Annotated in this window: 22 protein-coding genes and 3 pseudogenes; 8 read left to right on the forward strand and 17 right to left on the reverse strand. The window is 60.4% G+C overall.

Annotated elements, in window-relative coordinates; genetic code table 11:
• Positions 1–6: 6 nt before the first annotated feature.
• The 3 genes from NL528_RS28115 (at position 7) to NL528_RS28125 (ending at position 1994) form a co-directional block, all read left to right on the forward strand.
• Positions 7–906, forward strand: coding sequence for a DUF5677 domain-containing protein (locus tag NL528_RS28115; protein WP_309177666.1), 900 nt, complete (start codon positions 7–9; stop codon positions 904–906).
• Between the two features lie 324 nt (positions 907–1230).
• Positions 1231–1602: a hypothetical protein gene (locus NL528_RS28120; protein ID WP_309177667.1), complete on the forward strand. Its 372-nt coding sequence runs from the start codon at positions 1231–1233 to the stop codon at positions 1600–1602.
• Positions 1603–1646: 44 nt separating this feature from the next.
• Positions 1647–1994 carry a hypothetical protein gene (locus NL528_RS28125; RefSeq protein WP_309177668.1) on the forward strand — a complete coding sequence of 116 codons (348 nt, stop codon included), beginning with the start codon at positions 1647–1649 and terminating at the stop codon, positions 1992–1994.
• A 958-nt stretch (positions 1995–2952) separates the two neighbouring features.
• Here NL528_RS28125 and NL528_RS28130 read toward each other — a convergent pair.
• The 5 genes from NL528_RS28130 to katG all read right to left on the reverse strand — a co-directional run bounded on the left by NL528_RS28130 (position 2953) and on the right by katG (position 9014).
• Complete coding sequence (locus NL528_RS28130; RefSeq protein ID WP_309177669.1) at positions 2953–3726, reverse strand: hypothetical protein; 774 nt, start codon at positions 3724–3726, stop codon at positions 2953–2955.
• A 2-nt stretch (positions 3727–3728) separates the two neighbouring features.
• Positions 3729–4643, reverse strand: coding sequence for a PaaI family thioesterase (locus NL528_RS28135; protein ID WP_309177670.1), 915 nt, complete (start codon positions 4641–4643; stop codon positions 3729–3731).
• Between the two features lie 69 nt (positions 4644–4712).
• On the reverse strand, positions 4713–6188 hold the full coding sequence (locus NL528_RS28140; RefSeq protein WP_309177671.1) for an amidase: 1476 nt from the start codon (positions 6186–6188) through the stop codon (positions 4713–4715).
• 162 nt (positions 6189–6350) lie between these two features.
• The gene (locus NL528_RS28145; protein ID WP_309177672.1) at positions 6351–6566 is read right to left on the reverse strand and encodes a hypothetical protein; all 216 of its coding nucleotides are present in this window, start codon (positions 6564–6566) and stop codon (positions 6351–6353) included.
• Positions 6567–6836: 270 nt separating this feature from the next.
• Positions 6837–9014 carry a catalase/peroxidase HPI gene (gene katG, locus NL528_RS28150; RefSeq protein ID WP_309177673.1) on the reverse strand — a complete coding sequence of 726 codons (2178 nt, stop codon included), beginning with the start codon at positions 9012–9014 and terminating at the stop codon, positions 6837–6839.
• Between the two features lie 112 nt (positions 9015–9126).
• Here katG and NL528_RS28155 point away from each other — a divergent pair, with 112 nt between their 5' ends.
• The 3 genes and pseudogenes from NL528_RS28155 (at position 9127) to NL528_RS28165 (ending at position 11805) form a co-directional block, all read left to right on the forward strand.
• Positions 9127–10065 carry a LysR substrate-binding domain-containing protein gene (locus NL528_RS28155; RefSeq protein ID WP_309177674.1) on the forward strand — a complete coding sequence of 313 codons (939 nt, stop codon included), beginning with the start codon at positions 9127–9129 and terminating at the stop codon, positions 10063–10065.
• A gap of 42 nt (positions 10066–10107) precedes the next feature.
• Positions 10108–10238, forward strand: a pseudogene (locus NL528_RS28160) (oxidoreductase); the annotation flags it as partial.
• 310 nt (positions 10239–10548) lie between these two features.
• The gene (locus NL528_RS28165) at positions 10549–11805 is read left to right on the forward strand and encodes a hypothetical protein (RefSeq protein WP_309177675.1); all 1257 of its coding nucleotides are present in this window, start codon (positions 10549–10551) and stop codon (positions 11803–11805) included.
• 59 nt (positions 11806–11864) lie between these two features.
• On the opposite strand, the gene NL528_RS28170 is transcribed toward NL528_RS28165, so the two are convergent.
• Together NL528_RS28170 and NL528_RS28175 are read right to left on the reverse strand one after the other, a co-directional pair.
• Positions 11865–12923, reverse strand: coding sequence for a phosphotransferase family protein (locus NL528_RS28170; protein WP_309177676.1), 1059 nt, complete (start codon positions 12921–12923; stop codon positions 11865–11867).
• Positions 12924–13088: 165 nt separating this feature from the next.
• On the reverse strand, positions 13089–14321 hold the full coding sequence (locus NL528_RS28175; RefSeq protein WP_074275862.1) for an acyl-CoA dehydrogenase family protein: 1233 nt from the start codon (positions 14319–14321) through the stop codon (positions 13089–13091).
• Between the two features lie 203 nt (positions 14322–14524).
• Here NL528_RS28175 and NL528_RS28180 point away from each other — a divergent pair, with 203 nt between their 5' ends.
• Positions 14525–15214 (forward strand): TetR/AcrR family transcriptional regulator, encoded by a 690-nt coding sequence (locus NL528_RS28180; protein WP_309177677.1) that lies wholly within the window; start codon positions 14525–14527, stop codon positions 15212–15214.
• Between the two features lie 591 nt (positions 15215–15805).
• Here the strand turns inward: NL528_RS28180 and NL528_RS28185 are convergent.
• Both NL528_RS28185 and NL528_RS28190 read right to left on the reverse strand, forming a co-directional pair.
• A complete protein-coding gene (locus NL528_RS28185; protein ID WP_309177678.1) occupies positions 15806–16198 on the reverse strand; it encodes a DoxX family protein in 393 nt (130 codons plus the stop codon).
• Positions 16199–16412: 214 nt separating this feature from the next.
• Entirely contained in the window at positions 16413–17021 is a 609-nt protein-coding gene (locus NL528_RS28190) for a tetratricopeptide repeat protein (RefSeq protein ID WP_309177679.1), read from the reverse strand.
• Positions 17022–18197: 1176 nt separating this feature from the next.
• On the opposite strand from NL528_RS28190, the pseudogene NL528_RS28195 reads away from it, so the two are divergent.
• Positions 18198–18290: pseudogene (locus tag NL528_RS28195) on the forward strand (transposase); the annotation flags it as partial.
• Here NL528_RS28195 and NL528_RS28200 read toward each other — a convergent pair.
• The 8 genes and pseudogenes from NL528_RS28200 to coxB all read right to left on the reverse strand — a co-directional run bounded on the left by NL528_RS28200 (position 18289) and on the right by coxB (position 25181).
• Positions 18289–18684, reverse strand: a pseudogene (locus NL528_RS28200) (RidA family protein). The pseudogenes NL528_RS28195 and NL528_RS28200 sit on opposite strands and share 2 nt — an antisense overlap.
• A 94-nt stretch (positions 18685–18778) precedes the next feature.
• Positions 18779–20005, reverse strand: coding sequence for a CaiB/BaiF CoA-transferase family protein (locus NL528_RS28205; RefSeq protein WP_309177680.1), 1227 nt, complete (start codon positions 20003–20005; stop codon positions 18779–18781).
• Positions 20006–20319: 314 nt separating this feature from the next.
• Positions 20320–20613 (reverse strand): GYD domain-containing protein, encoded by a 294-nt coding sequence (locus NL528_RS28210; protein WP_309177681.1) that lies wholly within the window; start codon positions 20611–20613, stop codon positions 20320–20322.
• A 33-nt stretch (positions 20614–20646) separates the two neighbouring features.
• Positions 20647–21048 carry a cytochrome C oxidase subunit IV family protein gene (locus NL528_RS28215; protein ID WP_309177682.1) on the reverse strand — a complete coding sequence of 134 codons (402 nt, stop codon included), beginning with the start codon at positions 21046–21048 and terminating at the stop codon, positions 20647–20649.
• 9 nt (positions 21049–21057) lie between these two features.
• Positions 21058–21780 (reverse strand): heme-copper oxidase subunit III family protein, encoded by a 723-nt coding sequence (locus tag NL528_RS28220; RefSeq protein WP_309177683.1) that lies wholly within the window; start codon positions 21778–21780, stop codon positions 21058–21060.
• Between the two features lie 16 nt (positions 21781–21796).
• The gene (locus NL528_RS28225) at positions 21797–22501 is read right to left on the reverse strand and encodes a cytochrome c oxidase subunit 3 (protein WP_309177684.1); all 705 of its coding nucleotides are present in this window, start codon (positions 22499–22501) and stop codon (positions 21797–21799) included.
• The gene (locus NL528_RS28230; RefSeq protein WP_309177685.1) at positions 22498–24273 is read right to left on the reverse strand and encodes a cbb3-type cytochrome c oxidase subunit I; all 1776 of its coding nucleotides are present in this window, start codon (positions 24271–24273) and stop codon (positions 22498–22500) included. Before NL528_RS28230 ends, NL528_RS28225 begins: the two co-directional genes overlap by 4 nt.
• A 74-nt stretch (positions 24274–24347) precedes the next feature.
• Entirely contained in the window at positions 24348–25181 is an 834-nt protein-coding gene (gene coxB, locus NL528_RS28235; protein ID WP_309177686.1) for a cytochrome c oxidase subunit II, read from the reverse strand.
• Positions 25182–25652 lie beyond the last annotated feature (471 nt).

Genomic DNA, 25652 nt, shown 5'->3' on the forward strand with positions numbered 1-25652 from the left:
GACTTCATGACCGCATCGGAAGGGCCATTTCCGGTCATCGAGCGAGTGGCCGTGAACCCAGCCGCGATTGCCGCCTACACGCGCGAGTGGGACTTCATGATCCTCGCGTCTGAGCTGCTGCGCGAAGTGACGTCCTATGTCTGCGTGGCGGCATGCACACTCGGGTCGGCACCAGCATGGACTCGTGATCAGGCCGCCGTCGGCGGCAACATGGTCCGGCTGTCAAAATTACTCTCCTCGTACCTCGATCAGATTGTACAAAAGCGTTACGAGACCAGCACGATCCTCAGCCGCCTCGCGTTTGAGACCATTGTCAATGCTCGCTATCTGATCGCGAACTTTGCCCCCGAGCTGGTCGATTCGTTCGTCCGCCACTCTCTACGGCACGAGCGCGGCCTGCGCGACAAAATCCAAGCGAATATCCAAGACCGTGGCGGAGACATCCTTCACATTGAGCAACGCATGCTCAAGTCGATCGAGCGAGCGGCGCGGATCGCTGGTCTCACGCTCGACGATGTTGACCTGAAGGACAGAACCCCATGGGGCGGGAAGAACCTGCGTCAGAAGGCGGAAGCCATCGGTTTCGGCGAGGCGTATCGGGCGATGTTTGGCGGCATGTCCCACAACGTGCACGGTTCATGGCATGACCTGTATCAATTCCATCTGGAGGCCGACGAGAACGGCGGATTCACACCGAACCTTGACTGGGGCCGTCCGCGTCCGCAACCTTTGTTCGCGCTCGGTCATCTCGCGCTCTACGCTGTGCGGGATTTTCTGACGTTCATCGGAGGTGAGACTGCGATGGACCAGCTGCGCGAACAACTTCGCGACCTCGGTGCTCGCATCGATTCGGTGAACCAAGCCCACGAAGCCTACCTATCAGGCAAGACGTGGCCCGCGATCTAAGCTGTGCCGCATATTGAGCCTTCGCAGCCCGCCCCGCCCATGCGCGCGATCGACGTCGGCCGACCAACACAGCGGCGACCGCGCCGACGCACCAGCGGCCTCCGCAAGCGCGAGGGCCTGATCGACGTCGGAAATTCCGGGGATAACGGCACCCGTCGGTTGCCAAGTGCCCGAGAAGGCCCTCAATGCCCCAGCGTCAAGCATGGGGGCTGAGCGGTAGTGTCTCAGATTGAATTTCGCGGGGCATTTCCACAACACACTTTTTGTACGGCGTGGTTGGCGCTAGGCATGCCATAGCTGCAAACCAAAAACGAGGGAGCGAATATGGGGCGTTGGATGTTTGCTTTGGCTACCGCGATCGCAATAGCGCTCAATCCAAACATTGCGAAAGCTGAAATGACGGTCAAACAACTCTTGAAAGACTATGACGATGGCACTGCTGATAATCGACGGTTCATTGAAATGCTTATTTCTCAGACCGAGAACGGCTTTTCGTGGGCCAATACTTATTTAGACACCTCGCGCCACGAAGCGCGCCTTTATTGTGTTCCCGATAAGTTTGTGCTGACGGGCAATCAAATAATCGAAACGCTACGACGCGAGATAGAGGATTCGCCAAAATTAGCAGAAGCTCCGTTCGGCTATGGAATACTAGTGGTCAATATGCGGGTATTCCCATGCAAAAACTCAAACTGAGACACTGCCGGCTGACCATGACCGGGTGCACGAGGAAAACGTTGATGGCAGCAGTGGCGCTGCTCTTGGCAGCCCCAACGTGGGCGCACGCGGAGGCGAACGAGTTCAAAAGCGCGCAGGATATGGTTACGAGATATCAGCAAGGCGGAGATATCCTGCTGCTCCGAGTTTACATAAAAGGTATCACTGATGGGTTCTCGGTTTCTAATGCCAGCCTCGCCAGCAGCAGTCACCAGCCGCTATTCTGTCCGCCTAATACGCTGGGGCTAGTCGATGCTCAGTATGTTGCCATTCTCGACAGCTTCCTAAAGAAAACACCCAACGTCGGCAACTTTGCTCCGGGCGCAGTATTGCTCTTCGCTTTGCAGGATCAGTTTCCGTGTGCGAAGTAGATGCACCTCCACGGGGACGCGCGTCGCCGCACCAATCAGCGGCGAGCGCGCCGACGCATCAACGGCGGCTCTTGGCGGAGCGCATGCGGTTGCCAAACGGATACCGTCCGGCCAGCTGCTTGAATATCTCAAGAAGCCTATGTTCAGCTCCCGCGTCGTCCGCCACCTCTGCCCATCGAACGATCTTTTGGCAGTCGAGAAGCAGGATTGCCTGACCACCTCGATGCGGGGAGCGTTTGCCGTAAACGTGCCTGCGGAATTGAAGCAGACGCTTGTTTAGTCCGCCCTTAGGCCGCGCCCATGCGTTCGGTCGAGGTCCCCGGCACCAGACACCCGGCACGGCCGCGAAACGCATCAGCGGCCTCGCTGAAAAAATATTTTTGCAACATCAATCGCTTCACCAGATCGCGACACAACGGTGAACACACCCGCCTCATCGCGTTGATTTATCTATAGTTTTTGTGCCTGAACATTCCCTGCGCAATGGTTTTACGGCTTACTTCGCGCTCTCCCCGGCGACCGGGCTTTCTTGCCACCGTCGCCATGCGGATACTTCCGCACGACTTGACGCCGGCGTCGGGGCGTCAGGACCACACGACTTCGCCGTCCGCATCGGCCACGCTCGTCAGTCGCAGCTTTCGCGTCCACCGCATCCCACCGCGCGTTTCGTGACGATCGCGAGCCGCCCCTCTTGTCGGGTGAGACGGGCGGAGTCAAATCACTGATTTGCCCGACGGCACAAGCGGAAAATTTTTCTGGGGAGGTCTGGACAGCGCAAATCACGTTGATCCGGTTCGATAAATTAGTTTCTACGCGCAAGTGATTTTTCGGCGAAAATTCCTGCGCCGCAGGCCGATCGATTGCCGGACAAGCCCGTCGGGCAGTCACGCCGTCATTTGCAGTCCTGCAAGGGCGGCGGATTCACCGATTTCGCCCAGCACGAAAGTCCGCGATGCGATCAGCTTGGATGGCAAACCGTGCTTCTAGCCCCCGCCTCAGATGTCTTTTCCCACGCGGCAAATGCGGCATCAAATACCCGCTGCCCAGCCTCTCCCTTGCTGAACCAGAGGCTCTGATCGGACACGGCGGGGCGAAAAACACCCGGTTTGCGTTTCGCACCATTGATATAGACGGCTAACCAGGCGTTCTCGTTCAGGGCAGCCAGGTTGCGACAGATATCGTCCGGCTTGTCGGACAACGCTTCCACGTACTGCCCGTCCACCCGCGTTTTGAACGAGCTTCCCAACAGCCCACCCCCCGCGACCGACATTTCTTTCGGCCCCAGGAACATGAAGAAGGCGTCGCCCATGCCGCCATCGATGAAATCCGGTGGCACAGTAAAGGTCAGCTCGATCAAGTGGCTCGCCGGTACGGACGGATCGAGATTGCGGCGCAGCGTCATCGTCAGCTTCAAATTGCGGCCGGGGATATCGACATCTGCGCGGATCGCGAGATCGTCACGGCCATCGGAGGTCTTCACCTGTTCGGTGCGCCACGCGACCGTGCCATCTGAACGCTTGTCGCCATTGTTGAAATCGACGAGCGCCGCACGTTCGGACTGTGCGATCGCAGGCAACCCGAAGGCGATCATGAACAATACAGATAAAATGAATGATCGAAGTTGCATGCAGGACGCCGGCTTGGGAGAAGGTCCAACTTCATCGCGCACGAAGGTAAAAATTGGCTCGCAAAATCGCGTAAAGTTTGCCGTGGCGAGCGCGCGCGTGAACACGCCTATTCCTCATCCGCGCCCGGCATCTGTCTCAGCATGAAATGACCGAACGCCGAGGCGATCGGCTTGGTCCGGTCGTCCTGCCAGGCCTGCGCCTCGAAAGCGACGACGCGCCGGCCCTGCTTGACGATCGACACGCTGGCGTAGCTGTCAAGCGCCCGGCCGGAGCGCAAATAATTGATCGTCAGGCCGATCGGCTTGGGCGGCGCCACCCCGAGTTCGCGCGTCACGCCGACGATCGCGGTGGTTTCGAGGAAGGCGCCGGTCATGCCGCCGTGGATGGCGGGCAGCATCGGGTTGCCGATGATCTTTGGCGAGAACGGCATCACCAGCGTGTCATCGTCGCCGATGCGGATGCCGAGGCAACGTGCGAACGGGCTGTTGGCGAACGGGCCGGCCGGATCCGCCGGCGCTTCAAGCGCCGGCGGCGCGCCGTCGTTCAACCGCTCGTCCGTCAGCATGTTGGTCCGGTTGGCGCCGATCATGAAGCAGGCGGTTGCGGTGGCGACCGGATCGTCCTCGGATTCCTGGTAGGCCGTCGAGCGCACGAAGGCGATCGAGCGGGTGACGCGGGAGCAAACCGAATGCGCCTTGATGTCGAGGCCGGGCGTTGCCGGCTTCTGGTAATCGATGCGCAGGTCGAGCGTGGCGATCGCGCGCGTGCCGTCGAGCGCGATCTGGACGGCCATGCCGCAGCTCTCGTCGAGCATGGCGGTGACGACGCCGCCGTGAAGAACGCCCGTCGCGGTGTCGCCGACGAAGACGGGGCGGTACGGCAGGCTCGACCAGGCCTCTCCCGGAGCGGCGCGGTCGAGCCGCAGTCCGCTGATGTAACCGTAGACGGAGCGGCGGCGCGTAATGGCTTCGGCCAGTTCGTCAAACGGCAGCGGCGTGTTCAATATTGGAGCTTTGGACATGCCGACGTTCTAGACCATATTGCGAGGCGAGCAAAAGATGGCGCGCCCGCGATCGGGCGCGACGGCCATTCAGCCATTCGTCACGTGCATCCCGGGCCTCCGTCCGGCGTTCCATTGGCCGCCGATCGCGCGTTCAATCTGCGCCGCGAGCTGCAGCAGCAGCCCGTCATTGGCCTGCTTTGCCTGGGCCTGGATGCCAAGCGGCAGGCCGTTCTCATGTTGCGCCATCGGCAGCGAGATCGCGGGAATCCCGCACAGATTGGCGAGCGGCGTGAAGGCGAAATTGCGCCATAGATTGCCGAACCAATCCAGCACCGATGGATTGTCCGAGATCGTCAAATATTCTGTCGTGCCGACCTTCGGCGTCGGCAGCGCGGTGATCGGCGTCAGGATGATGTCCCACTGCTCGAAAAAGGCCCCGAAGCCGCGGGATGTGGTGTTGAAGACCGCCTGCATGCGCGCCCGCTCGGCAAACGAAATGTGCCGGCCGGCTTCCCATATCCGTATGTTGACAGGCTCAACAAGATGCGCCGGCGGGCTGTCCAGCCCGCGTGCCGCCAGCATGTTGCCGATCACGACCGCAAAATTGCTGATGTAGCAGGTGGTCTGGGCGTCAAAGGCGGCGGGATAGTCGACCGCCGGCAACGCGTAATCCACGCGGTGGCCAAGCCCTTCGAGGAACCGCCCTACCCGTTCGAGCTCGGCAGCGATCTGCGGTGTCGCCCGATAGTCGCCCCATTGGTGCGAGAGCGCGATCTTGAGCGGTCGCGGATCGCGCTTGATCATATCCTGGTAAGGCTCCGGTGAGGTCCAGAACGGCATGAATTCGCCGGGCGCAGGGCCCCGGCACGCATCCACGAAGGCCGCCGTATCGCGAACCGAACGCGACTGGCAGCCCTGGATCGATACCAGCCCCGATAAATCCGAAAGCTGCGGCGCGAGCGAGAACACGCCCCGCGAAACCTTCAGCCCGATGTTGCCGTTGACCCCGGCCGGAATGCGGATCGAACCGCCGCCATCGGTGGCATGCGCGATCGGTACGACGCCGGCCGCGACCATGGCGGCGCTGCCGGCCGACGATCCGCATGTCGTGTAGTCCGTGTTCCACGGGTTGCGTGTCACGTAGACGGCGGGATTGTCCGCCGAACTGCAAACGCCGAACTCCGGTGTGGTGGTCCGTCCGATCAGGTTGAGCCCCGCCTCGCGCATCTTCGCCGTCAGGAAAGTGTCGGCGGTGGCGCGATTGCCGCGCGTCAGCAGCGAGCCCATTTCCTGCAAACGCCCCTTCATCGTCGGGCCCAGATCCTTCATCAGGAACGGCAGGCCTGCAAAGGGCCCCGCGAGATTGGCGCCGGCCCCGCCGGGATCGGCGATCGCGTCCTCGAAGATTTCGACCACTCCCGACAGCGCCGGATTGAGTTTTGCGATCGCTGCGTCCGCCTGACTTGCCAATTCGGTTGCCGTCAGGTCGCCTTTCCTGACGCGCGCGGCCAGCGCCACGCCGTCGTGCTGCGCCCATTCGTTCCAGCTCATCGGCAAATTCATGCGATTCATTCCCTTCGCTACGGCGCCAACCCTAGTTTCGTGCCGTGGCAAGTCAATCAATCGCGCATGCACTCTCGGTTGATGCCAAGAGCGGAAGTGGCTGCCCTGCTCAATCACCTCGTCGACGACAGCACGCAGGGACGGCGAATGTATTTGAGCAAATCAGGATCGCGTCCTTGAAGCGCGTGAGGCGTGGATCACAAGCCTGATTGCCCCGACCAGGGCGATCACGCCGCCGACAAAGCTGCCGGCAAGAGCAAACAGGCCGAGCCCGACCGGCATCGCATAGCGATCATACGCTTCGACAATCAATAGCGGCACCCATGACGCGGCCACGATGAACACACCCGCGAAGACCGCAATTAGTTTTCCGTTCATCCTACCGCCGCCATTCCCGTTGCGCCGCCACGATAGCACGCGCACCGCCCGGCGCTCCGAAAAGCGCGCTTCAACATAACCTTACTTGAATATTCACGCTGAAAGGGGCGGCCATGAAATCATTTGGCAGCATCGAAACGCGTGCTGGTCTACGGGATCACGCAATAATCCGTTTCGGCATAACGTCAGGGCGGCGTTCAAATTGCTTTGAAGCGCCGCCCTGATTTCCTGTTGCTGGCCTAGCAGCCCGCGAAGATCGTTTCGGCGGAATCAGGCACGATCGAAGCGATCGAGGTTCATCACCTTGGTCCACGCCGCCACGAAGTCCTTGGCAAACTTCTCCTTCGAGTCCGCGCAGGCATAGACTTCCGCCAGCGCCCGCAGCTGCGAGTGCGAGCCGAAGATCAGGTCGGCGCGGGTGCCGGTCCACTTGACCGCGTTAGTCTTGCGGTCGCGGGCCTCGTAGACGCCTTCGGAACCCGCGGACGGATGCCACTGCGTGCGCATGTCGAGCAGGTTGGCAAAGAAGTCGTTGGTCAGCGTGCCCGGCTTCGTAGTGAAGACGCCGTGCTTGGACTTGCCGGTATTGGCGCCGAGCACACGCAGACCGCCGACGAGAACCGTCATCTCGGGCGCGGTCAGCGTCAGCAATTGCGCGCGGTCCACCAGCAGCTCTTCCGGCGACATCGGGTGCTTGCCGCGGAAATAATTGCGGAAGCCGTCGGCGGTCGGCTCGAGCGGAGCAAACGAATGGGCATCGGTCTGTTCCTGCGAGGCGTCCATGCGGCCCGGCGTGAAGGGCACCTTCACGTCGGATCCTGCGTCCTTTGCCGCCTTCTCGACCGCGGCGCAGCCGCCGAGAACGATCAGGTCGGCGAGCGAGACTTTTTTGTCGCCTTTCTGCCCAGCGTTGAACTCCTTCTGGATGCCTTCGAGCTTCGAAAGCACCTTCGCAAGTTCAGCCGGCTGGTTGACGTCCCAGTCCTTCTGGGGACTGAGACGAATGCGTGCGCCGTTCGCGCCACCGCGCTTGTCGGAGCCGCGGAACGTCGATGCCGACGCCCAGGCGGTCGAGACCAGCTCCGAAACGGAGAGACCGGATGCCAGTATCTTCGCCTTCAGCGCCGCAATGTCCTGCTCGCCAACCAGTTCGTGGTTGACCGCGGGAATCGGGTCCTGCCAGATCAGTTCCTCCTTCGGAACCAGCGGGCCGAGATAACGCACGATCGGACCCATGTCGCGGTGGGTCAGCTTGAACCAGGCGCGGGCAAACGCGTCGGCGAGCTGATCCGGATGCGCGTGGAAGCGCCGCGAGATCTTCTCATAGGCCGGGTCGATCCGCAGCGAGAGGTCGGTGGTCAGCATCGACGGCGCGTGACGCTTCGACTTGTCGTGCGCATCCGGCACGGTCCCTGCGCCGGCGCTGTTTTTCGGCGTCCACTGATGAGCACCGGCCGGGCTCTTGGTCAGTTCCCATTCGTAGTTGAACAAATTGTCGAAGAAGTTGTTGCTCCACTTCGTCGGCGTCTTGCTCCAGATCACCTCGATACCCGAGGTGATCGCGTCACCCGCTTTGCCCGAGCCATATTTGCTGGCCCAACCGAGGCCCTGCTGCTCGATTTCACCGGCTTCCGGCTCCGGGCCCACCAGCGTCGCATCGCCGGCGCCGTGGGTTTTGCCGAAGGTGTGGCCGCCGGCGATCAGCGCGACGGTTTCCTCGTCGTTCATCGCCATGCGCGCGAACGTCTCGCGGATATCGCGGGCTGCCGCGAGCGGATCCGGCTTGCCGTTCGGCCCTTCCGGATTGACGTAGATCAGGCCCATCTGCACGGCGCCGAGCGGCCCCTGCAGCTCGCGGTCGCCGGCATAGCGCTTGTCGTCCAGCCACTTGGCTTCGGGACCCCAGTTGACGTCCTGCTCGGGCTCCCAGACGTCGGCGCGGCCACCGGCGAAACCGAAGGTCTTGAAGCCCATCGATTCCAGCGCGACGTTGCCGGCGAGAATCATGAGGTCGGCCCAGGAGAGTTTCTTGCCGTATTTCTGCTTGACCGGCCACAACAGCCGGCGCGCCTTGTCGAGGTTGGCGTTGTCAGGCCAGCTGTTGAGCGGCGCAAAACGCTGCTGGCCGGCTCCGGCGCCGCCGCGGCCGTCGCCGATGCGATAGGTGCCTGCACTGTGCCACGCCATGCGGATGAACAGCGGCCCGTAATGGCCGAAATCGGCCGGCCACCATTCCTGCGAGTCCGTCATCAGGGCATGCAGGTCCTTGATCACCGCATTGAGGTCGAGGCTCTTGAATTCCTTCGCGTAGTCGAATCCCTCGCCCATCGGATCGGACAGGTTGGACTGCTGGTGGAGGATTCCCAGATCCAGTTGTTTCGGCCACCAGTCACGGTTGCTCGGTGCGGGTTGCCCGCCTGGAAACGGGCACTTGGTCTTGTCATCCATATTCGCCTCCTTCGGTGGTGGTCTTGATGCTTTCCACCCTCTCCCCTGTTTCTACGCAACGCAAGCGATCAGGTAAAGTTGACTCTTATGATCGCTGCAATAAGATATTTTGATGAGTCACATTACGCTCAAACAGCTGCGTTATTTTGACGTACTGGCACGTCATTGCCACTTCGGACGCGCCGCCGAAGCATCCGCGATCTCGCAGCCGGCCTTGTCGATGCAGATCAAGGAACTCGAGGAAGCGCTCGGCGGCGTGCTGCTCGAGCGGGGCGCGCGGCAGGTCCGGCTGACGAAGTTCGGCGAAGAGGTCGCCCAGCGCGCCCGCGACATCCTGCGCTCGGTCGATGAACTCGGCGACTTCGCGCGGGCGTCGCGGGACCGGCTCGACGGCCGGCTGCGCATCGGCATGATCCCGACCATTGCCCCCTATCTGCTGCCGACGATGATCGGGAACCTGACCCGGATGCATCCCGAACTCGACATTCACATCCGCGAGACGGTGACGCCGAAGCTGATACAGGAACTCGCGGAGGGCCGGCTGGACACCGCCATCGTCGCGCTGCCGGTTTCCGAACCTTCGTTTACCGAGGTCGCCCTGTTTGCGGAAAACTTTCTGCTGGTGCGGCCGGGCGAGGATGAGGGAACGCCGGCGCCCTCAAGCGAAAGCCTGCGCGAAATGCGGCTGCTTCTGCTCGAAGAGGGACACTGTTTTCGCGATCAGGCGCTGTCGTTCTGCAATATGCAGTCGACGCCGCCGCGCGAGGTGCTGGACGCAAGCTCGCTGTTCACCCTCGTTCAAATGGTCGGCGCCGGCATCGGCGTCACCTTGATCCCGGAAATGGCCGTGGCGGTGGAGACCCGCTCGGCGTCGGTGTCGGTCACGCGCTTCAAAAAACCGCAGCCGTCGCGAACCATCGGCATGATCTGGCGCAAGACCAGTCCGCTGGCCCGACAGCTCATGGAAATTTCCGAAGTGGTTCGTCTCTCGGCCGAAACATTGCGCAAGCAGCACAACCCGGGAGCGTCGTCGCGCAATCGGCGGACGTGAGCGGCAATCAGGTGGAGGATGTTCTCTAACCAGCCCCGCGCCGCGGTGTGCCCGGGCCTGATCGAAAGCCGGCATGACCAAGCCGGTGTTCGACCGCGCCCAAGGAGCGCGGTACGCAGGACACGATCGGCCGGCTCAATCCGCTGAAGCGTCCCGGCCAGCCGCACGGACTGCGTTGACGCCGTATGCGGGGGAACCGGTTTAGGCGTTAGGCGCTTGCGTACTCCGTCCATCTGTGGTTGACTAATCGGATAACATATTTCTGGAATTGCAATTCTAGACTTTTTGCCGGGAATTGTGCCCGGGACGCTCTTCGGCCCACGATGGGTGTGCAGTCACGAGGTGTAGGCACCAATCGTTTAATCATCAAAGCACGATTGCTGCTTACGAGTAGATCGCAGCTGCACGCCGCGGACGCCTACCTTTGAGCGTCGGGAAGGCAGAGAGGACGTCGATGACGTCCCGATAGCAAGGCGAATACTCATGACCCATTTTCTCAATGACGACATTCTTCGCGGGCTCGCCATAGCCATGTTCAGCCTACTCGTCCCAATCGGTGTGTACGTCGGCCGCTTAAATGTGCGCGCCGCTCGTCACGAGATAGTGGTCGATCTTGAAAGGTTGTTCCAGTTTGCGAAGCACGACGGCCATCCGATCATTCTGCCATCGTTCGAACTCGTAAAATACAAATACGACCCAGCTTCAAATCCAGATCGAGCCGATGTCGGGATCAGTGCCAACTCCATCCGGTATTACGTCTTTCCCGTGGCGGTCTACGTCCTACTGACGTTCTTGTGCTTTGAGTTCGCATTTTCACCGCGCGGAGCTGACAAGCTCAGCTATTACGCGCGGCCCGAGGGCTGGCAGGGTGTGGTAACCTACGCATTCCTGAGCAGCTATGTCTGGACAATACAATATCTTGTTCGGCGAATAGCAAACTTCGACCTATCCCCGATTTCATTTTTTGTCTCGTTTCTGCACGTAACGCTCGCGCTGTTCGTGAGCGCCGCCGCTGCGCAGAGCGGCATTCTGGCTCAACTCGGTTCACAATTGGAGATCGGCGCCGCCTTCGTCATCGGCTTTGTCCCCGACATGTTCTTGAGCGCACTGATCGCCAAATTTCCCTGGATTCGCCTGCGACGCGTAAGTCCGGCGAGCAAGGTACTTCAAGAGGAACTGCCTCTCGACATGATTTTGGGAATCGATCCCTTCATGAAGCTTCGCCTTGGCGAATTCGAAATAGAGGACGTGCAAAACCTGGCGACGATAAACCCTATCCAGATCTTCGTGGAAACACCGTATGGACTCTATGAGGTTATCGACTGGGTCGCGCAGGCTCAACTTATTCTGGCGGTCGGATCTGCTCGAACCATCGCCTTGCGAGAGATAAATGTCCGCACAATCTTCGATCTGGAGCGCTGCCTAGAGAATGCGTGGTTACGCGAACGGCTTGTGCGCATTCTTCTGGGTACAGATCCCCAAGCAGCCGTGGCGGCTGCCAAATGGCCACCGCAGGATGGAGCGAAAGGAACTGAATGCATACTGGACCAGCAGGACCTGCTTGGCGCAGTCGTTTCCTACATTCGAGACGATCTTCACGTCAGACGCCTGCGTCAGATCTGGGATGTCATCAATAGCCGCCTGGACGACCGCTTTCATCAAGACAGCGAAACGGACGACATTTCCCGCAAAGCTTCGTCCGAACGGCCACCGCCGGGAGAGCGGCCAAAGGCGGCGTGACGGAACAGCTACAAAGCCCCACGCCCGGTGCGACCCGAATGGATCGCACCGCCGTTGTCTCACTTCGCCCCCGCCTTTTGCGCGTATTCCCAGGAAGCCTGCGACAGCGGCACGGTGCGCTTGGCCGACTCCAGCGCCTTGGCGTTGGCGGCGGTGCCGTCGCGAATCCGGCCCGCGATACCCTGGGTGATTCCGGCAAGGCGGAACAGATTGTAGGAAAAATACCAGTTCAGATCGGGCACCGCCGTGCCGGTCACATTGCAATAGATCTGTGCGGCCTCTTCCATGCTCGGAATGTTCAGCGCCTTGAGGTCGGCATTGGCGAGACCCGGCATGGTCCATTGCATCAACAGATAGGTGAAGTCGGCCATGGGATCGCCGAGCGTCGACAATTCCCAGTCCAGCACCGCCTGAACCCGCGGTTCCCTGGCATGGAAAATCATGTTGTCGAGGCGGTAGTCGCCATGGACGATCGACACGCGTTGCTGCGGCGGCACGGTTTTCGGCAGCCACTCGGCAAGCTTCTCGAATTCCGGAATGTGCTGGGTTTCGGAGGCGCGGTACTGCTTGGTCCAGCGATCGACCTGCCGCGCAAAATAATTGCCGGGCTTGCCGAAATCGCCGAGCCCGATCGCCTGCGGATCGAACACGTGCAGGTGCGCGAGTGTCTCGATCTTGCTGGTGAATATCTTTCGACGATCATCCGGCGTCTGGCTCGGCAGCGTGGGATCCCAGAACACCCGGCCCTCTTCCATCGACATGATGTAGAAGGCGGAACCGATCACGCCGTCGTCGGTGCATAGCGCATAGGCCTTGGCGACCGGAAAGCCCTGCTTGCTCAAGGCGGCGATGACACGAAATTCGCGATCGACCGCGTGCGCCGACGGCAGCAGTTTGCCGAACGGCCGGCGCCGCATCACGTAGGACCTATCAGGCGTATCGAGCCGGTAGGTCGGGTTGGACTGGCCGCCCTTGAACTGCAGGACGGTCAATGGACCCTGATAGCCTTCGACGTTTTCCTTCAGCCAGCCGTCGAGGCGCATCTCATCGATGCGATGCCGCTCCTCGACCGGCCTTGTGCCCGAAAACTCTTCGTCTTTCCTGACGCCGTCCGCCACGATGACGCTCCCTTGCGATTTCTTCTTGGCTAACTTTGCGGAGCGCCATCTCAAGCGTTCCCGCTAGATCAGGATGACCTTTCTCCGAAAGGTCATCCTGCCCTATCGTTTTTGTTTGCGCATGATCTTTTCGGAAAACCGGTATCCACTTTTCCGGATCATGCGTTAGTGCGACGTGTTTGCATACTTCCGAAGTTCAAGTCTGGCAATGGCGCGGTTATGGACTTCGTCCGGACCATCCGCCAGCCGCATCGTGCGCATGGAGGCATAATCGCGCGCGAGGCCCGCATCGTCGGAAACGCCGGCGCCGCCATAGGCCTGGATTGCCTGGTCGATGATCTTCAGCGCCATGTTCGGTGCGGCGACCTTGATCATGGCGATCTCGAGCTGCGCGGTCTTGTTGCCGACCTTGTCCATCATGTCGGCGGCCTTGAGGCATAGCAGGCGATTCATCTCGATATCGGTGCGGGCTTCGGCAATGCGCTGTTCCCAGATCGAATATTCGACGATCTTCCTGCCGAACGCCGAGCGCGACGACAACCGCTTCACCATCTTCTCCAGCGCCTCTTCGGCCTTGCCGATCGTACGCATGCAATGATGGATGCGGCCCGGGCCGAGCCGGCCCTGCGCGATCTCAAAGCCCCTGCCCTCGCCGAGCAGGATGTTTTCGGCGGGAACGCGGACGTTCTCGAGCAGCACCTGGGCGTGGCCATGCGGCGCATCGTCGTAGCCGAACACCGGCAGCATTTTTTCCACCTTGATGCCGGGAGTGTCGAGCGGCACCAGGATCTGCGACTGCTGCTGGTGGCGTGCGGCCTTCGGATCGGTCTTGCCCATCAGGATCGCGATCTTGCAGCGGGGATCGCCGACACCGGACGACCACCATTTGCGGCCGTTGATGACGTAATGATCGCCGTCTTTCTCGATCCGGGTCTCGATATTGGTGGCGTCCGAGGAAGCAACCGCGGGTTCCGTCATCAGGAAGGCGGAACGGATCTCGCCATCCATCAGCGGGCGCAGCCATTTGCGCTTCTGCTCCTTGGAGGCATAGCGCATGAACACTTCCATGTTGCCGGTATCGGGGGCGGAACAGTTGAACACTTCCGATGCCCAGCTGATGTGGCCCATTTCCTCGGCCAGCGGCGCGTATTCGAGATTGCTCAATCCCGCGCCGCGGAATTCGTCGTCCTCATGCGCCGACGGCGGCATGAACATGTTCCAGAGGCCTTCGGCCTTCGCCTTCTTCTTCAGATCTTCCAGAACCGGGATCACCTTCCAGCGCGGACCTTCCTCGTCCTGCTGCTTGTAGATCGGCACCGCGGGGCGGACGTGCTTGGTCATGAACGACTGCACGCGGTTGAGCCAATCTTTCTGGCGGTCTGACATATTGAAGTCCATGGGACGCTCCCTCACCTTTGAAATCTTTGGGCGGCACTGTCTGCCCGCCACCCCGCCGCCGCAAGATCATAGTCGTCTGCGGCGGCCGGTAGCCGGGTGAGCCAAAATGACGGCGCCGCACGAACGCGATTGACATTTCCGGCTCTTCAAACGATAGTTTCATACAACTGTTTGAATTGCAACTCCCTGCGAGGGGGTAACCCATGGCGAGTGATCATACCCGCAATGCCATTCTTGCCGCCGCCGAACGGCTCTATGCCGATCGCGGCTTTGGCGACGTGACGCTGCGCGACATCGTGGCCGAGGCGAACGTCAACCTCGCCGCGGTGAACTATCATTTCGGCTCCAAGGACGAACTGATCGCCGAGCTGTTCGTCACCCGCAGCCTCGCCACCAACCGCGAGCGGCTCAATGAATTGAAGGCGGCGGAGGAAAAAGGCGGCGGCCGCGCCGGCATCGACGCCATCATGCACGCGCTGGTCGGGCCGACCCTGCGCGGCTGCCTCGGGCCCGACCGCGAAGGCTCGACCGCGGCACGCTTCATGATCCGGGCCTCGATCGAATCGGTGCCGCCGATCCGCCGCATCAAGAATCGCGAGGTCGATCATTTGCGGAAATTCATCGCCGCGATGCGCCGCGCGATGCCGGGCCGCGACGACACCGAACTCTATTGGGGCCTGCACTTCGCGCTGGCGATGTCGCACCACACCATCCGCGAAAAAGAGCGGCTGACGAAATTGTCGGAAGGCCAGTGCGACCTCAACGACGTCCAGGCGATCGTGGACCGCGTGGTCGCGGTGTCGGTGATGGCGCTGACGGGGGGCGGAGCGACGAGCAAGGCGTCGGCCAAGCCGTTGGCGCCGCATGGACGCCTCACCCGGCAAGACCTGTAACCTAGGGCACGTACTCATACTCGAACTTGATTGGTGCGGGCTTGACCAATGTCCGCTTTGCCCCGGCTTGGAGCATGGAAAAGCTTCTTTCAGCGCAGAAGGCTAAAGAGGAAGCGCTCCTATTCCTCACCTCCGGATGGTCACCCAAAAATCATACAACGACGTCGGCGGCCTGCCCTCTCGTTACATTCTTGTCCGCGCAAGCGACCGCAGATTGCCGCCACCTCGCTCTCCCCGCGGCGCAGCGCCCGGCGCCGCTTAATACCGGTGCCACGAATTGCAGGCGAAGCCGGCCGGATCTCTTCCAAGGTATTCGCCTGGTGCAATTGCATGATCGGACCCCTTGTGGTCCCCAATGATCATGCCGGGAACTAAACCAACCATTAACGGCGAATCAGCCGCGAGACGCGGGGGCCAGAATGAATTGCGCAGAGGGCGATCATTAATCGCAACGGCGCCGGATCGTTGAAATGACGTCACGAATCGCACGGGGACGACAAGTTCAGCTTTCTCAGGAGTGGATCCAGCCCGTCTGAGCGGCACGGCTTAACTTCACTGACCTGCTTTGGAGGCTTATCAGCAGCGCCCTAACTACGCTTCGTCCACACCGTTGATGCTCATGGCACCCGCGCCGTAGGTCATCACGTAAAGGAAGCCGCCTGCCATCACTAAGTTCTTATAGAAGTGGATCATGTTGTTGAAGTCCCCGGCCGCCAGGTGGACGCCAAAGCCGGTGCCTAGGCAAAAAACGACGAGCGCTGCAGCCACCCACCGAATCTTGAAACCAACTAGGATGCCCAATCCAGCGAGAAGATGGAAAACGATAGAAATCCAAACCGCCACATCGGGAATTGGTACGTGGACGTTCGCAAAATACTTTGCCGTTCCGCTCGGATCGCGCAGCTGGAAGATGCCGTCCCAGATGAATAGGCTAGACATCAACAAGCGCGCAAGCGGAGGCAAGTAGGCTTTCATGCCGTGCATGGCTCGTCGCTCCCAACTTCTCGTCCGGAACGGGCATCGTATTGGCTCAAACCAGCACCGGGTAAAGGTGTTGTCCTTCGACCCGCGTCTTTTGCACTTTCGCTTTGCTATCAATAACCGACATACTCAAGCACGGTCGGAATAGCGGAAAGTGCCAAACTCAGACATTGCCCTTAGCGGCCGACGTGCTCACCGAATGGTGTTGCAGCTATACTCAATAAACGAGACCAGTGCCGGGCGGTTTTTCCAGTGCCTCCGCCAACGACCGATACTCCGCGCAATCGGTGCCGCAAATCGCGGCGATACGGCTTAGATGGTACTGCGCCTGATCGCGGTTACCCTGTTCGATCTGCCACAGGCCGTAATACTGCCAGGTCAGCACATGGTTCGGATCCGATTTCAGTGCGCGCTCGTACCAGACTTGCGCGAGCTTGTAGTCGCCGAGCTTGCGGTAGGAATAGCCGATCAGATTGGCCACATTCGGATGGTCGTCATGGCCGAGCGCCTTTAGCTGCTCGATGGCCGCGGCATAGTCGTTGCGGTCATAGATCGTCACATAGGCTTCGCGGTAACCCTTGGCAAAAACGGGGTCTTCGAAGGCAGATTGCTTGCTGGTCTTCTTGACCTTATGGGTGGCTTTGGTGCCCGACGGCTGCGGGTAAGACGAACGGGGGTAATAAGACGAGCCTTGGTCCTTCGGGTCAGGACCGCCTCCACCACCACCTCCTCCTCCAGCCCCAAAAGCTGGGGTGAACGAGGCTGGAGCATTTAGCGCCATCAGAAACGTTGCCAACGTCGTCAACCTGATTACTGATTTGATCATTTCGTGCCTCCGGCTCTCTTATTCCGGCGATACCTCCAGCTGCACATATTAACTCCCCTTGGCTTGAAACATTCCCCTCGGAAGATTCTTGTTTCAGCAAAATCTCGAAATGGAATCCCTATAACGCGGTTGCAGCCCAAACCGCGTTGGAGCGCGTGGTGAAACCCGAGTATCTCATGATGGTGGGTGTGACAGTTACACTGTCCTTTTCTTGGATAGCAGGTAATTGCTTGGCGCAGCCGCCTCTTGCTCCACTGGAGTTCAGAGAATTTTCCCAATCCGAAAATCAAAACTCCGCATTTAGGCCCCCCTTTGGTAGAGGCGAGGATGGGCGCGGTAGCTTGGGGCCAGTAGCCAACGCCCCGTTTCCCATCCCCGCTCCGGTCACCGGCGCCGCCGGCTGCCTAGCCTCTGGTGCCGACGATGAATCGCCCCCTACCCAAATTACACTATTATATTATTGCGCCGACTGTCGTTGCGCCCATTCTGTCGCTATCGACTCCGATCGCTGGTCCGACGATATCCGGCTGTCTGATCTGGAACCTAAGTTTACCTGTCAGGCTTGCGGGCGCCGCGGCGCCGACGTCAGGCCGCAGTTCGAACAGGCGCCTATGGGAACGGGTGGAGAGAAAATGCCCCTGGCGGAACTCGCAATCCCGTGAAGCCGCTTCGTGAAGGGCCCCGCGACGAAACATGGCGCGAAGCCAACGAAGCCATTTTCCCAGCTCGGTGAAGATACCCAGAAACGAACAGGTGCTCTCATGATCCCAGATCCAACAACGGGATGCGATCATGTTGGTCCTCATTCTCAACGCGATTTATCGCCAGTTCCTTCGAGCCGCCCTTTCCGGCATCTCAAGCCAGGGGGCAAAGCGATGACCGAGGCGGTTACCGCAATCTGCATCTTTTTCAGCATCGGCGTTTTCCTGGCTCACGCGTTCGACGCGTATCGAATGCGCTAAATTCATGTGCGACGGTTAACGATTTGGCGAAAGCCCGCCAGCGTGAACCGGCGGGCTTTGAAGCATCGAGAGCTTCCCCCGGAAGAGGTCAAGAGGGTTTGCCCACGTAGTTTCTCGGCAGGCGACTAGAGTTCGTTGTGGGTCGTTCGCGACGGGGCCGGGCAGCGACCAAGCCCGGCCATGTCCGCTGTGCCGCCGAAAGCGGAAGTAAATTCCCTGGCGTGACCTTCCGGAGAACTATGGACCCCACACGACCTGCTACAATCGGTTCGTGCGCTGGCGGAAGGCTGGGATCTGGGACCAGATCAGATCATCGCGATGCAATCGATCTCGATGTCGAACGGCCCGGTCCATTCCGGGATGCAGACGAAGATGCGCGCCGGCGGATTTTCCGGGAAATAGCGCCGGTAGACCGCATTGACGGCGGCGAAGTGCTTTGCGGAGGTGCTGAACACGTTGCACTTCATCACATTGTCGAGCGACGCGCCGGCGGCAGCGAGGCAAAGCTTCATCTGTTCGAGAACGAGTTCGGTCTGGCGTTCGATCGGCGCCGGCAGGATGTCGCCGGTCTCGGGATCAAACGGCGGCAGGCCGGAGACGAAGATCATGTTGCCGGCACGCGTCACCGGCGATCCCGGCGGCCGCCCTCACCGGTCGAGATAAGAGGAGATCGGTTCGACGCGGAGCGCTTCTCGTTTCATCGCGGGGCACCTTCGGTTGGCGGATCGACGGCGCAAGACTAATGTCATTTGCCTCGATCATGCTTCGAAGGTAGTCGAAGTGTTCCGGTCGCGGTCAGACGATCCCCTGCTTCTTCAGCGCATCGACCTTCGCATCGTCATACCCGATCGTCGCCAGCACATCCTTCGTGTTGGCGCCGAGCAGCGGCGGCGCGCGGTAGTCCTTCACCGGGGTGCCGGAGAATGTCAGGGGATTGCGGATCAGCGACAGCGCATGTTCGAAGGGATGGTCGACCTTGATCTCCATGCCGCGCGCGCGGACGTGCGGGTCGGCGAACACCTGCGCGAAATCGTTGATCGGTCCGCAGGGAACGCCGGCCTTCTCCAGTTCGTCCAGCCAGTAAGCCACGGGCTTTTTCAGGAACAGGCCGGCGAACAGCGCCATGATCTCCTTGCCGTGAACGACGCGATCGTTGTTCTTGACGAACCGCGGATCAGTCGCAAGTTCCGGGCTGCCGAGCACCGCGCAGGTGCGCGCGTACTGGCCGTCGTTACCGACGACCAGCATCAATTCGCCGTCGGTGCAGCGGAAAACGCCCGCGGGCATGCCGCCATTGCCCCAGGTGCCGCGCCGCGGCGGCGTCTTGCCGTTGACGAGATAGATTTGCGCCCAATGCGACAGCGAGGCGATCACGGTGTCGAACAGGCAGACGTCGACATGTTGCCCCTCGCCGCCATTGGCGTCGCGATGATACAGCGCGGAGAGAATCCCGATCGAAGAGTTCATGCCGGTCATGTAGTCGACGATGGAGGGGCCGACCTTCATGGGACCTGCGCCCGGCTCGCCGTCGAGATGGCCGGTGACGCTCATCAGCCCGCCCATCGCCTGCAGAATCGCGTCGTAGCCGGCGCGCGGCGCATAGGGCCCGGTCTGGCCGAAGCCGGTCACCGAGCAATAGATGATGCCGGGATTGATGGCCTTGATCGTGTCGTAGTCGAGCTTGTAGCGCTTGAGATCGCCGACCTTGTAATTCTCCATCATCACGTCGCAGGATTTTGCGAGCTCGCGGATGATCGCCTGGCCTTCTTCCGTCGCGATATTGACGGTGACCGACTTCTTGTTGCGGTTGGCGCACAGATAGAACGAGTTGTTGTTCTTCTCCTTGCCCTCGGGGTCGACCAGATAAGGCGGGCCGAAGGCGCGCGCATCGTCGCCGCCGCCCGGCCGTTCGATCTTGATCACCTCGGCGCCGAGATCCCCCAGCATCTGCGCCGACAGCGGGCCCGCCAGCACGCGCGTCAGATCGAGAATTTTGATGCCTTGGAGTGGCAGAGCCGACATGAAACGTTCCTCCGGAATTCTTGGCCAAGTCGTCCGGGATCAACCACCCGGCGCTTTTCGATGCCAGCGGATACACTATTTTCCGGTGCCGAGCCCTGCATTGGCGGCATACAGCTATCCGTCTCGCGGCTTGCGGGCGCACTGAGCCGAAGGGCTGCCATCGGTTGGAAGGATGAACGGGGCGTAAAGGGAACTCGGCGCGGCGCCAGCCAAGGCCCCCTCAGCTACCCGGCGTCCGATATCCGCCGGTCAATCTCTAGTCTGGCGACGCCTCCTCCCGACCAAATCCTCGCTGCAATCGTGTAGCGAGCAGACTAGCCCAGCGAGTTGATGATTTCCCGGTAAGCCGCTTCGGGAAACGCCTTCAGCGTGCGCGTCCGGATGTTTCCCAGCATGCCCAGTTGCAGGTTGAAACGTGCCGCCACGGCATCGTCCGGAGCTTCGTAGATCGCGACCATGTCATAGTCGCCCATGGTCAGGTAGAACGATTTGAACTCGCCGCTCATATCCTTGAGAGCTTTCTTCGCAGCGTCCAGGCGACGTGGCGAGTCCTTCGCCTTCAGGATGCCTTGCTCGGTCCAATTTGCAAGCATGACGTAGGTGGTCATGGCCGTTCTCCTTCTGGTACGAGGCAATGGTGGCTAGGCCGTTGGCGCGAAGAATACGACCCGGAGGAGATGCGTGTAGTCGGATTCGAACACCATGATCGCCACAAACACCAACACCAATACCGGCGGCAGCAGGATCGCGTAGGCCAGGGCCAGCCGCTCCCAGGCCATGTGCATGAAGACGGCGACGATCAGACCGGCCTTCAACACCATGAACAGCAGGATCAGCGACCATCGGAGATAGCCATGGAGGCCAAAATAGTCGACGAGATAGGAGCAGGTGCTGAGCACGAACAACCATCCCCAGACCACGAGATAAAGCTTGATCGGATGCTGCTGGCCCTTTGCGTGCGTGGTTCCTGATGCGAGTGCGTCATGCGCGTGAGCCTGCAGCGAGTGTTGCTGCGCTTCCAGATGTACCGCGACGTTTGTCATGCTGCGACCTCACCAGAGATAAAAAAGCGCAAAGATGAACACCCACACGAGATCGACGAAGTGCCAGTACAGGCCGGTGATTTCGACGATCTCGTAATGCCCTTTCCGGCTTGTGAAAAAACCGCGCCTTTCGACATCGAAGTCTCCCCGCAAAACCTTTCGCGCAATGGCGATCAGGAAAATCACGCCGATCGTCACGTGGGTGCCATGGAAGCCGGTGATCATGAAAAAGCTTGATCCAAACTGCGCCGCACCCCAGGGATTGCCCCAGGGCCGGACGCCCTCCATGATCAGCTTGGTCCATTCGAACGCCTGCATCCCGACGAACGTCGCGCCGAATGCCGCCGTCGCCAGCATCAAGGCTGCAGTCTTGGCGCGATCACGGCGGTAACCGAAATTGACGGCCATCGCCATCGTCCCGCTGCTGCTGATCAGGATGAAGGTCATGATGGCGATCAGGATGAGCGGGATTTTCTTATCCCCGATCGTGAGGGCGAAGACCTCGCTGGGATTGGGCCACGGCACGGTCGTGGACATACGCGCCGTCATGTACGACAGCAAAAAACAGCTGAAGATGAAGGTGTCGCTGAGGAGGAAGATCCACATCATGGCCTTCCCCCAGGAAACATTCTTGAAGGCGCGCTGATCCGAGGACCAGTCGGCGGCGATGCCTCGCCAGCCCTCAGGCCGGGTGATCGATGTTCCGGTGTTTGTCAGCGCGGTCTCTGCCATTGGGTCTCAGCCCTCCCTAGCTCAGCAACTGGCGACAGATGTCGACGAAATTGTCGGTCCAGCCCGTCAGCAGGCCGAGCAGTACCAGCCAGACCAACAGCAGGAAATGCCAGTAGATGGCGCAGAGTTCCACGCTCAGGCGCACCTGGGTTACCGCCACGCCGTGCCACACCTTGGCAGTCGTTCTTCCGAGGGCCACGAGACCGCCCATCAGATGCAAGCCGTGCACCGCCGTGATCAGGTAGAAGAACGAATTGGCTGGATTGGACGCGAGGAAATACCCCGCAGCACTGAGTTCGCGCCACGCCAGGAGCTGCCCGATCAGGAATGTAACGGCAGAGGCTCCGCCTGCGCACAGGCCGACGATGACGCCGTCGATGTCGCGCCGGCGCGCGGCCATGTGTGCCGCTTGCAGCGCCACACTGCTCAGGACCAGGACGGCCGTGTTGAACCACAGCAGCCGCGGCATCGGCAGCGCCCGCCAGTCCACCATGTTCATGCGCATGGAGTAAGCGCTGATGAACAGCGCGAACAACGAGCCGACGACCGCGAGAAACACGCCCAATCCGATTTTCGCCGGCGGCAGGAACGACGTGCTCTCCTCACGAAGATCGACGATCAGTCCTTCCTCCAGCCAGGGCTTGGCTGTCAGCCGTTGCTGTGAGAGCCACCATCCCGCAATCGCCGCTATTCCAGCCAAGAACAGGATGATGGCGCTCATGGATGGGACCCCTGCGCCGACAATCCGGCCGGCGGTTCATTTTGCGGCACGAAATCCCTGGCGACGCCGGGCACGCTGTAATCGTAGGCCCAGCGATAGACGATCGGGAGCTCCTTGCCCCAGTTGCCATGCCCCGGCGGGGTCTGCGGAGTTTGCCATTCCAGCGACGCCGCTCCCCAGGGATTGCCGCCGGCCTCTTTTCCCTTGAACAGGCTCCAGATCAGATTGAACAGGAACACGAGCTGGGCGAAGCCGACAATCAAGGCCGCCACGCTCATGAACGCGTTGAGGTCATGGGCGGATGCCGGGATGAAGGACGTTTCGCCAATGTCGTGATAGCGGCGGGGCATGCCCAACAGACCGAGATAGTGCATGGGGAAGAAGACCGCATAGGCCCCGAGGAAGGAGACCCAGAAGTGGAATCGTCCAAGCGCCTCATTGAGCATCCGTCCGGTGACTTTCGGATACCAATGATAGATTCCGCCGAACACGGCCATGATCGGCGCAATACCCATCACCATATGGAAGTGGGCGACAACGAACATCGTGTCGGACAACGGAACGTCCACGACCACGTTGCCGAGAAACAGCCCGGTCAGGCCACCGTTGACGAAGGTGATGATGAACGCCAGCGCGAACAGCATCGGGACGGTGAGATGAATGTCGCCGCGCCACAGGGTCAGCACCCAGTTGTAAACCTTGATGGCGGTCGGGATGGCGATGATCAGCGTCGTGGTGGCGAAGAAGAATCCGAAATACGGATGCATGCCGCTCACATACATGTGGTGCGCCCATACGACGAAGCTGAGCGCGCCGATTGCCACGATGGCCCAGACCATCATGCGATAGCCGAAGATGTTCTTTCGCGCGTGGACGCTGATCAGATCGGAAATGATGCCGAAGGCCGGCAACGCGACGATGTAGACTTCGGGATGGCCGAAGAACCAGAACAGGTGCTGGAACAGGATCGGACTGCCGCCGCCATATTTCGTCAGCGTGCCCATCTCGACCAGCGTGGGCATGAAGAAGCTGGTTCCCAGGAGGCGGTCGAGCAGCAGCATCACCGAGGCGACGAACAGCGCCGGGAAGGCCAGCAGCGCCATGACGGTGGCCGTGAAAATACCCCACACCGTCAACGGCAAGCGCATCAACGTCATGCCGCGCGTGCGCGCCTGCAGCACCGTCACCACATAATTGAGCCCGCCCATCGTAAAACCGATGATGAACAGGATCAGGGAAGCCAGCATGAAGATGATGCCCCAATCCTGCCCGGGGGTGCCGGAGAGAATCGCCTGGGGCGGGTACAGCGTCCAGCCGGCGCCGGTGGGCCCGCCGGGCACGAAGAAGGTCGCGGCCAGCACCACGACCGCAAGCAGGTAGACCCAGTAGCTCAGCATGTTCACATAGGGGAACACCATGTCCCGGGCGCCGACCATCAGCGGGATGAGGTAGTTGCCGAAGCCGCCGAGGAACAACGCCGTGAGCAGGTAGATCACCATGATCATGCCGTGCATGGTGATGAACTGCAGGTATTGGTTGGCATCAATGAAGGAAAAGGTGCCGGGAAATCCCAGTTGCAGCCGCATCAGCCATGACAGCACCAGCGCGACCATTCCAATGGACATCGCCGTGATCGAATACTGGATGGCGATAACCTTGGCGTCCTGCGAAAAGACGTACCTCGTCCACCAGCTTCTCGGATGATAGAGCTCGACCTCACCCACTTCAGCCGGCGGGACGCCTGCAACGGTGTCAAACGGGACATCGACCATTGGAATACCCTCCCTGGTCTTCTGTTCAACGACGAGTTCGCCTCACGATGGACGGCGCCTCCTCGTCGGTATTTTCATTCACTGCCTGTCCTGTAGGCCGCTTTCGCGACGTCGCGCTGTCCCGAAAGTTCGGCGAACGTGTGCTGCTTCTCCAGCCAGGCGTGATATTCCTTCTCTTCCTCGACGACGACCTTGCTTCGCATCTGCGCATGCGCGGCGCCGCAGAGTTCCGCGCAGAGAACATCGAATGTTCCGGTGCGGGTGGGCGTGAACCAGTAATACGTGACTGAGCCCGGTATCATGTCCATCTTGGCCCGAAACTCGGGCACATAGAAATCATGCAGGACATCAATTGAGCGGAGCAACACCTTCACCGGTTTTCCAATCGGCAGGTGCAAATCGTCGTTTTGAATGACGACGTCGTCTTTTCCGGCGGGATCGTCGGGATTCAACCCCATGGGATTGTCGGAACTGACATTGCGGGCATCGGAAGTCCCGAGCCGGCCGTCCTTTCCGGGAAGCCGATAGCTCCACATCCACTGCTGTCCCATGACCTCGACCTCGGTCGCATCGGCCGGAACGGTGACGAACTGGTGCCAGACAACCAGCCCGGGTGCCAGCATGGCTGCGACGCCGATCGCAGTCCCGATGCTGAGCCACCATTCGAGCTTCTTGTTTTCGGGGTTGTAGGCTGCCCGCCTTCCCTCCGTGTGACGAAAGCGGAAGACACAATAGGCCATGAACACGACGACCGCGGAGAAAACGGCCCCGGTGATCCAGAAGGTCAGGGTGATGGTGTCGTCGATGTAGCCCCAGTTCGAGGCAAGCGGTGTCCACCACCATGGGCTGAAAATGTGAAACAGCACCGAGGCGACCGCAACCAGCAGCAGTATGATCGCTACAGCCATCCCTCATTCATCCTTGCCACTAAAGGCTGCGGATACGAATCAAAGGGCGAAGCTCACGTCTGTCGCGATGGCGGATTTCAGGTTTGCCGTCGCCGTGCCTCTTGCCTCGCCCATTCAACCGGTCGCGACGTCAAAAGATGACACAGAACACGGCGTCACGACCGCTCATCTCGTCGGAGCTGGGGGCGTTCAGTGTTTTTAACATGGTACCCGTCGAGCCCGGCGTCAATAGAGGAGTATGCCTCGCCTTTGTCCGGTGTGTGTTGGCCCGAATGCAACGCAAGCCGGAGAACACCCGTCGGCACCACCATTCGATGACGCAATGCAGCAAATCGATTTGTGCAGATGCACAATTCACCCAACCGCGAGCGCTATCTTGCTTCTATCGCATATCGCGCTAACTTCAGTGTACCGGTCGCGACAGTGTCGTCCGGCAAAGCTCTTTCTCGTTGAACCTGATTTGCCGGGCTC

This window comes from Bradyrhizobium sp. Ash2021, from assembly GCF_031202265.1.
GTDB lineage: Bacteria > Pseudomonadota > Alphaproteobacteria > Rhizobiales > Xanthobacteraceae > Bradyrhizobium.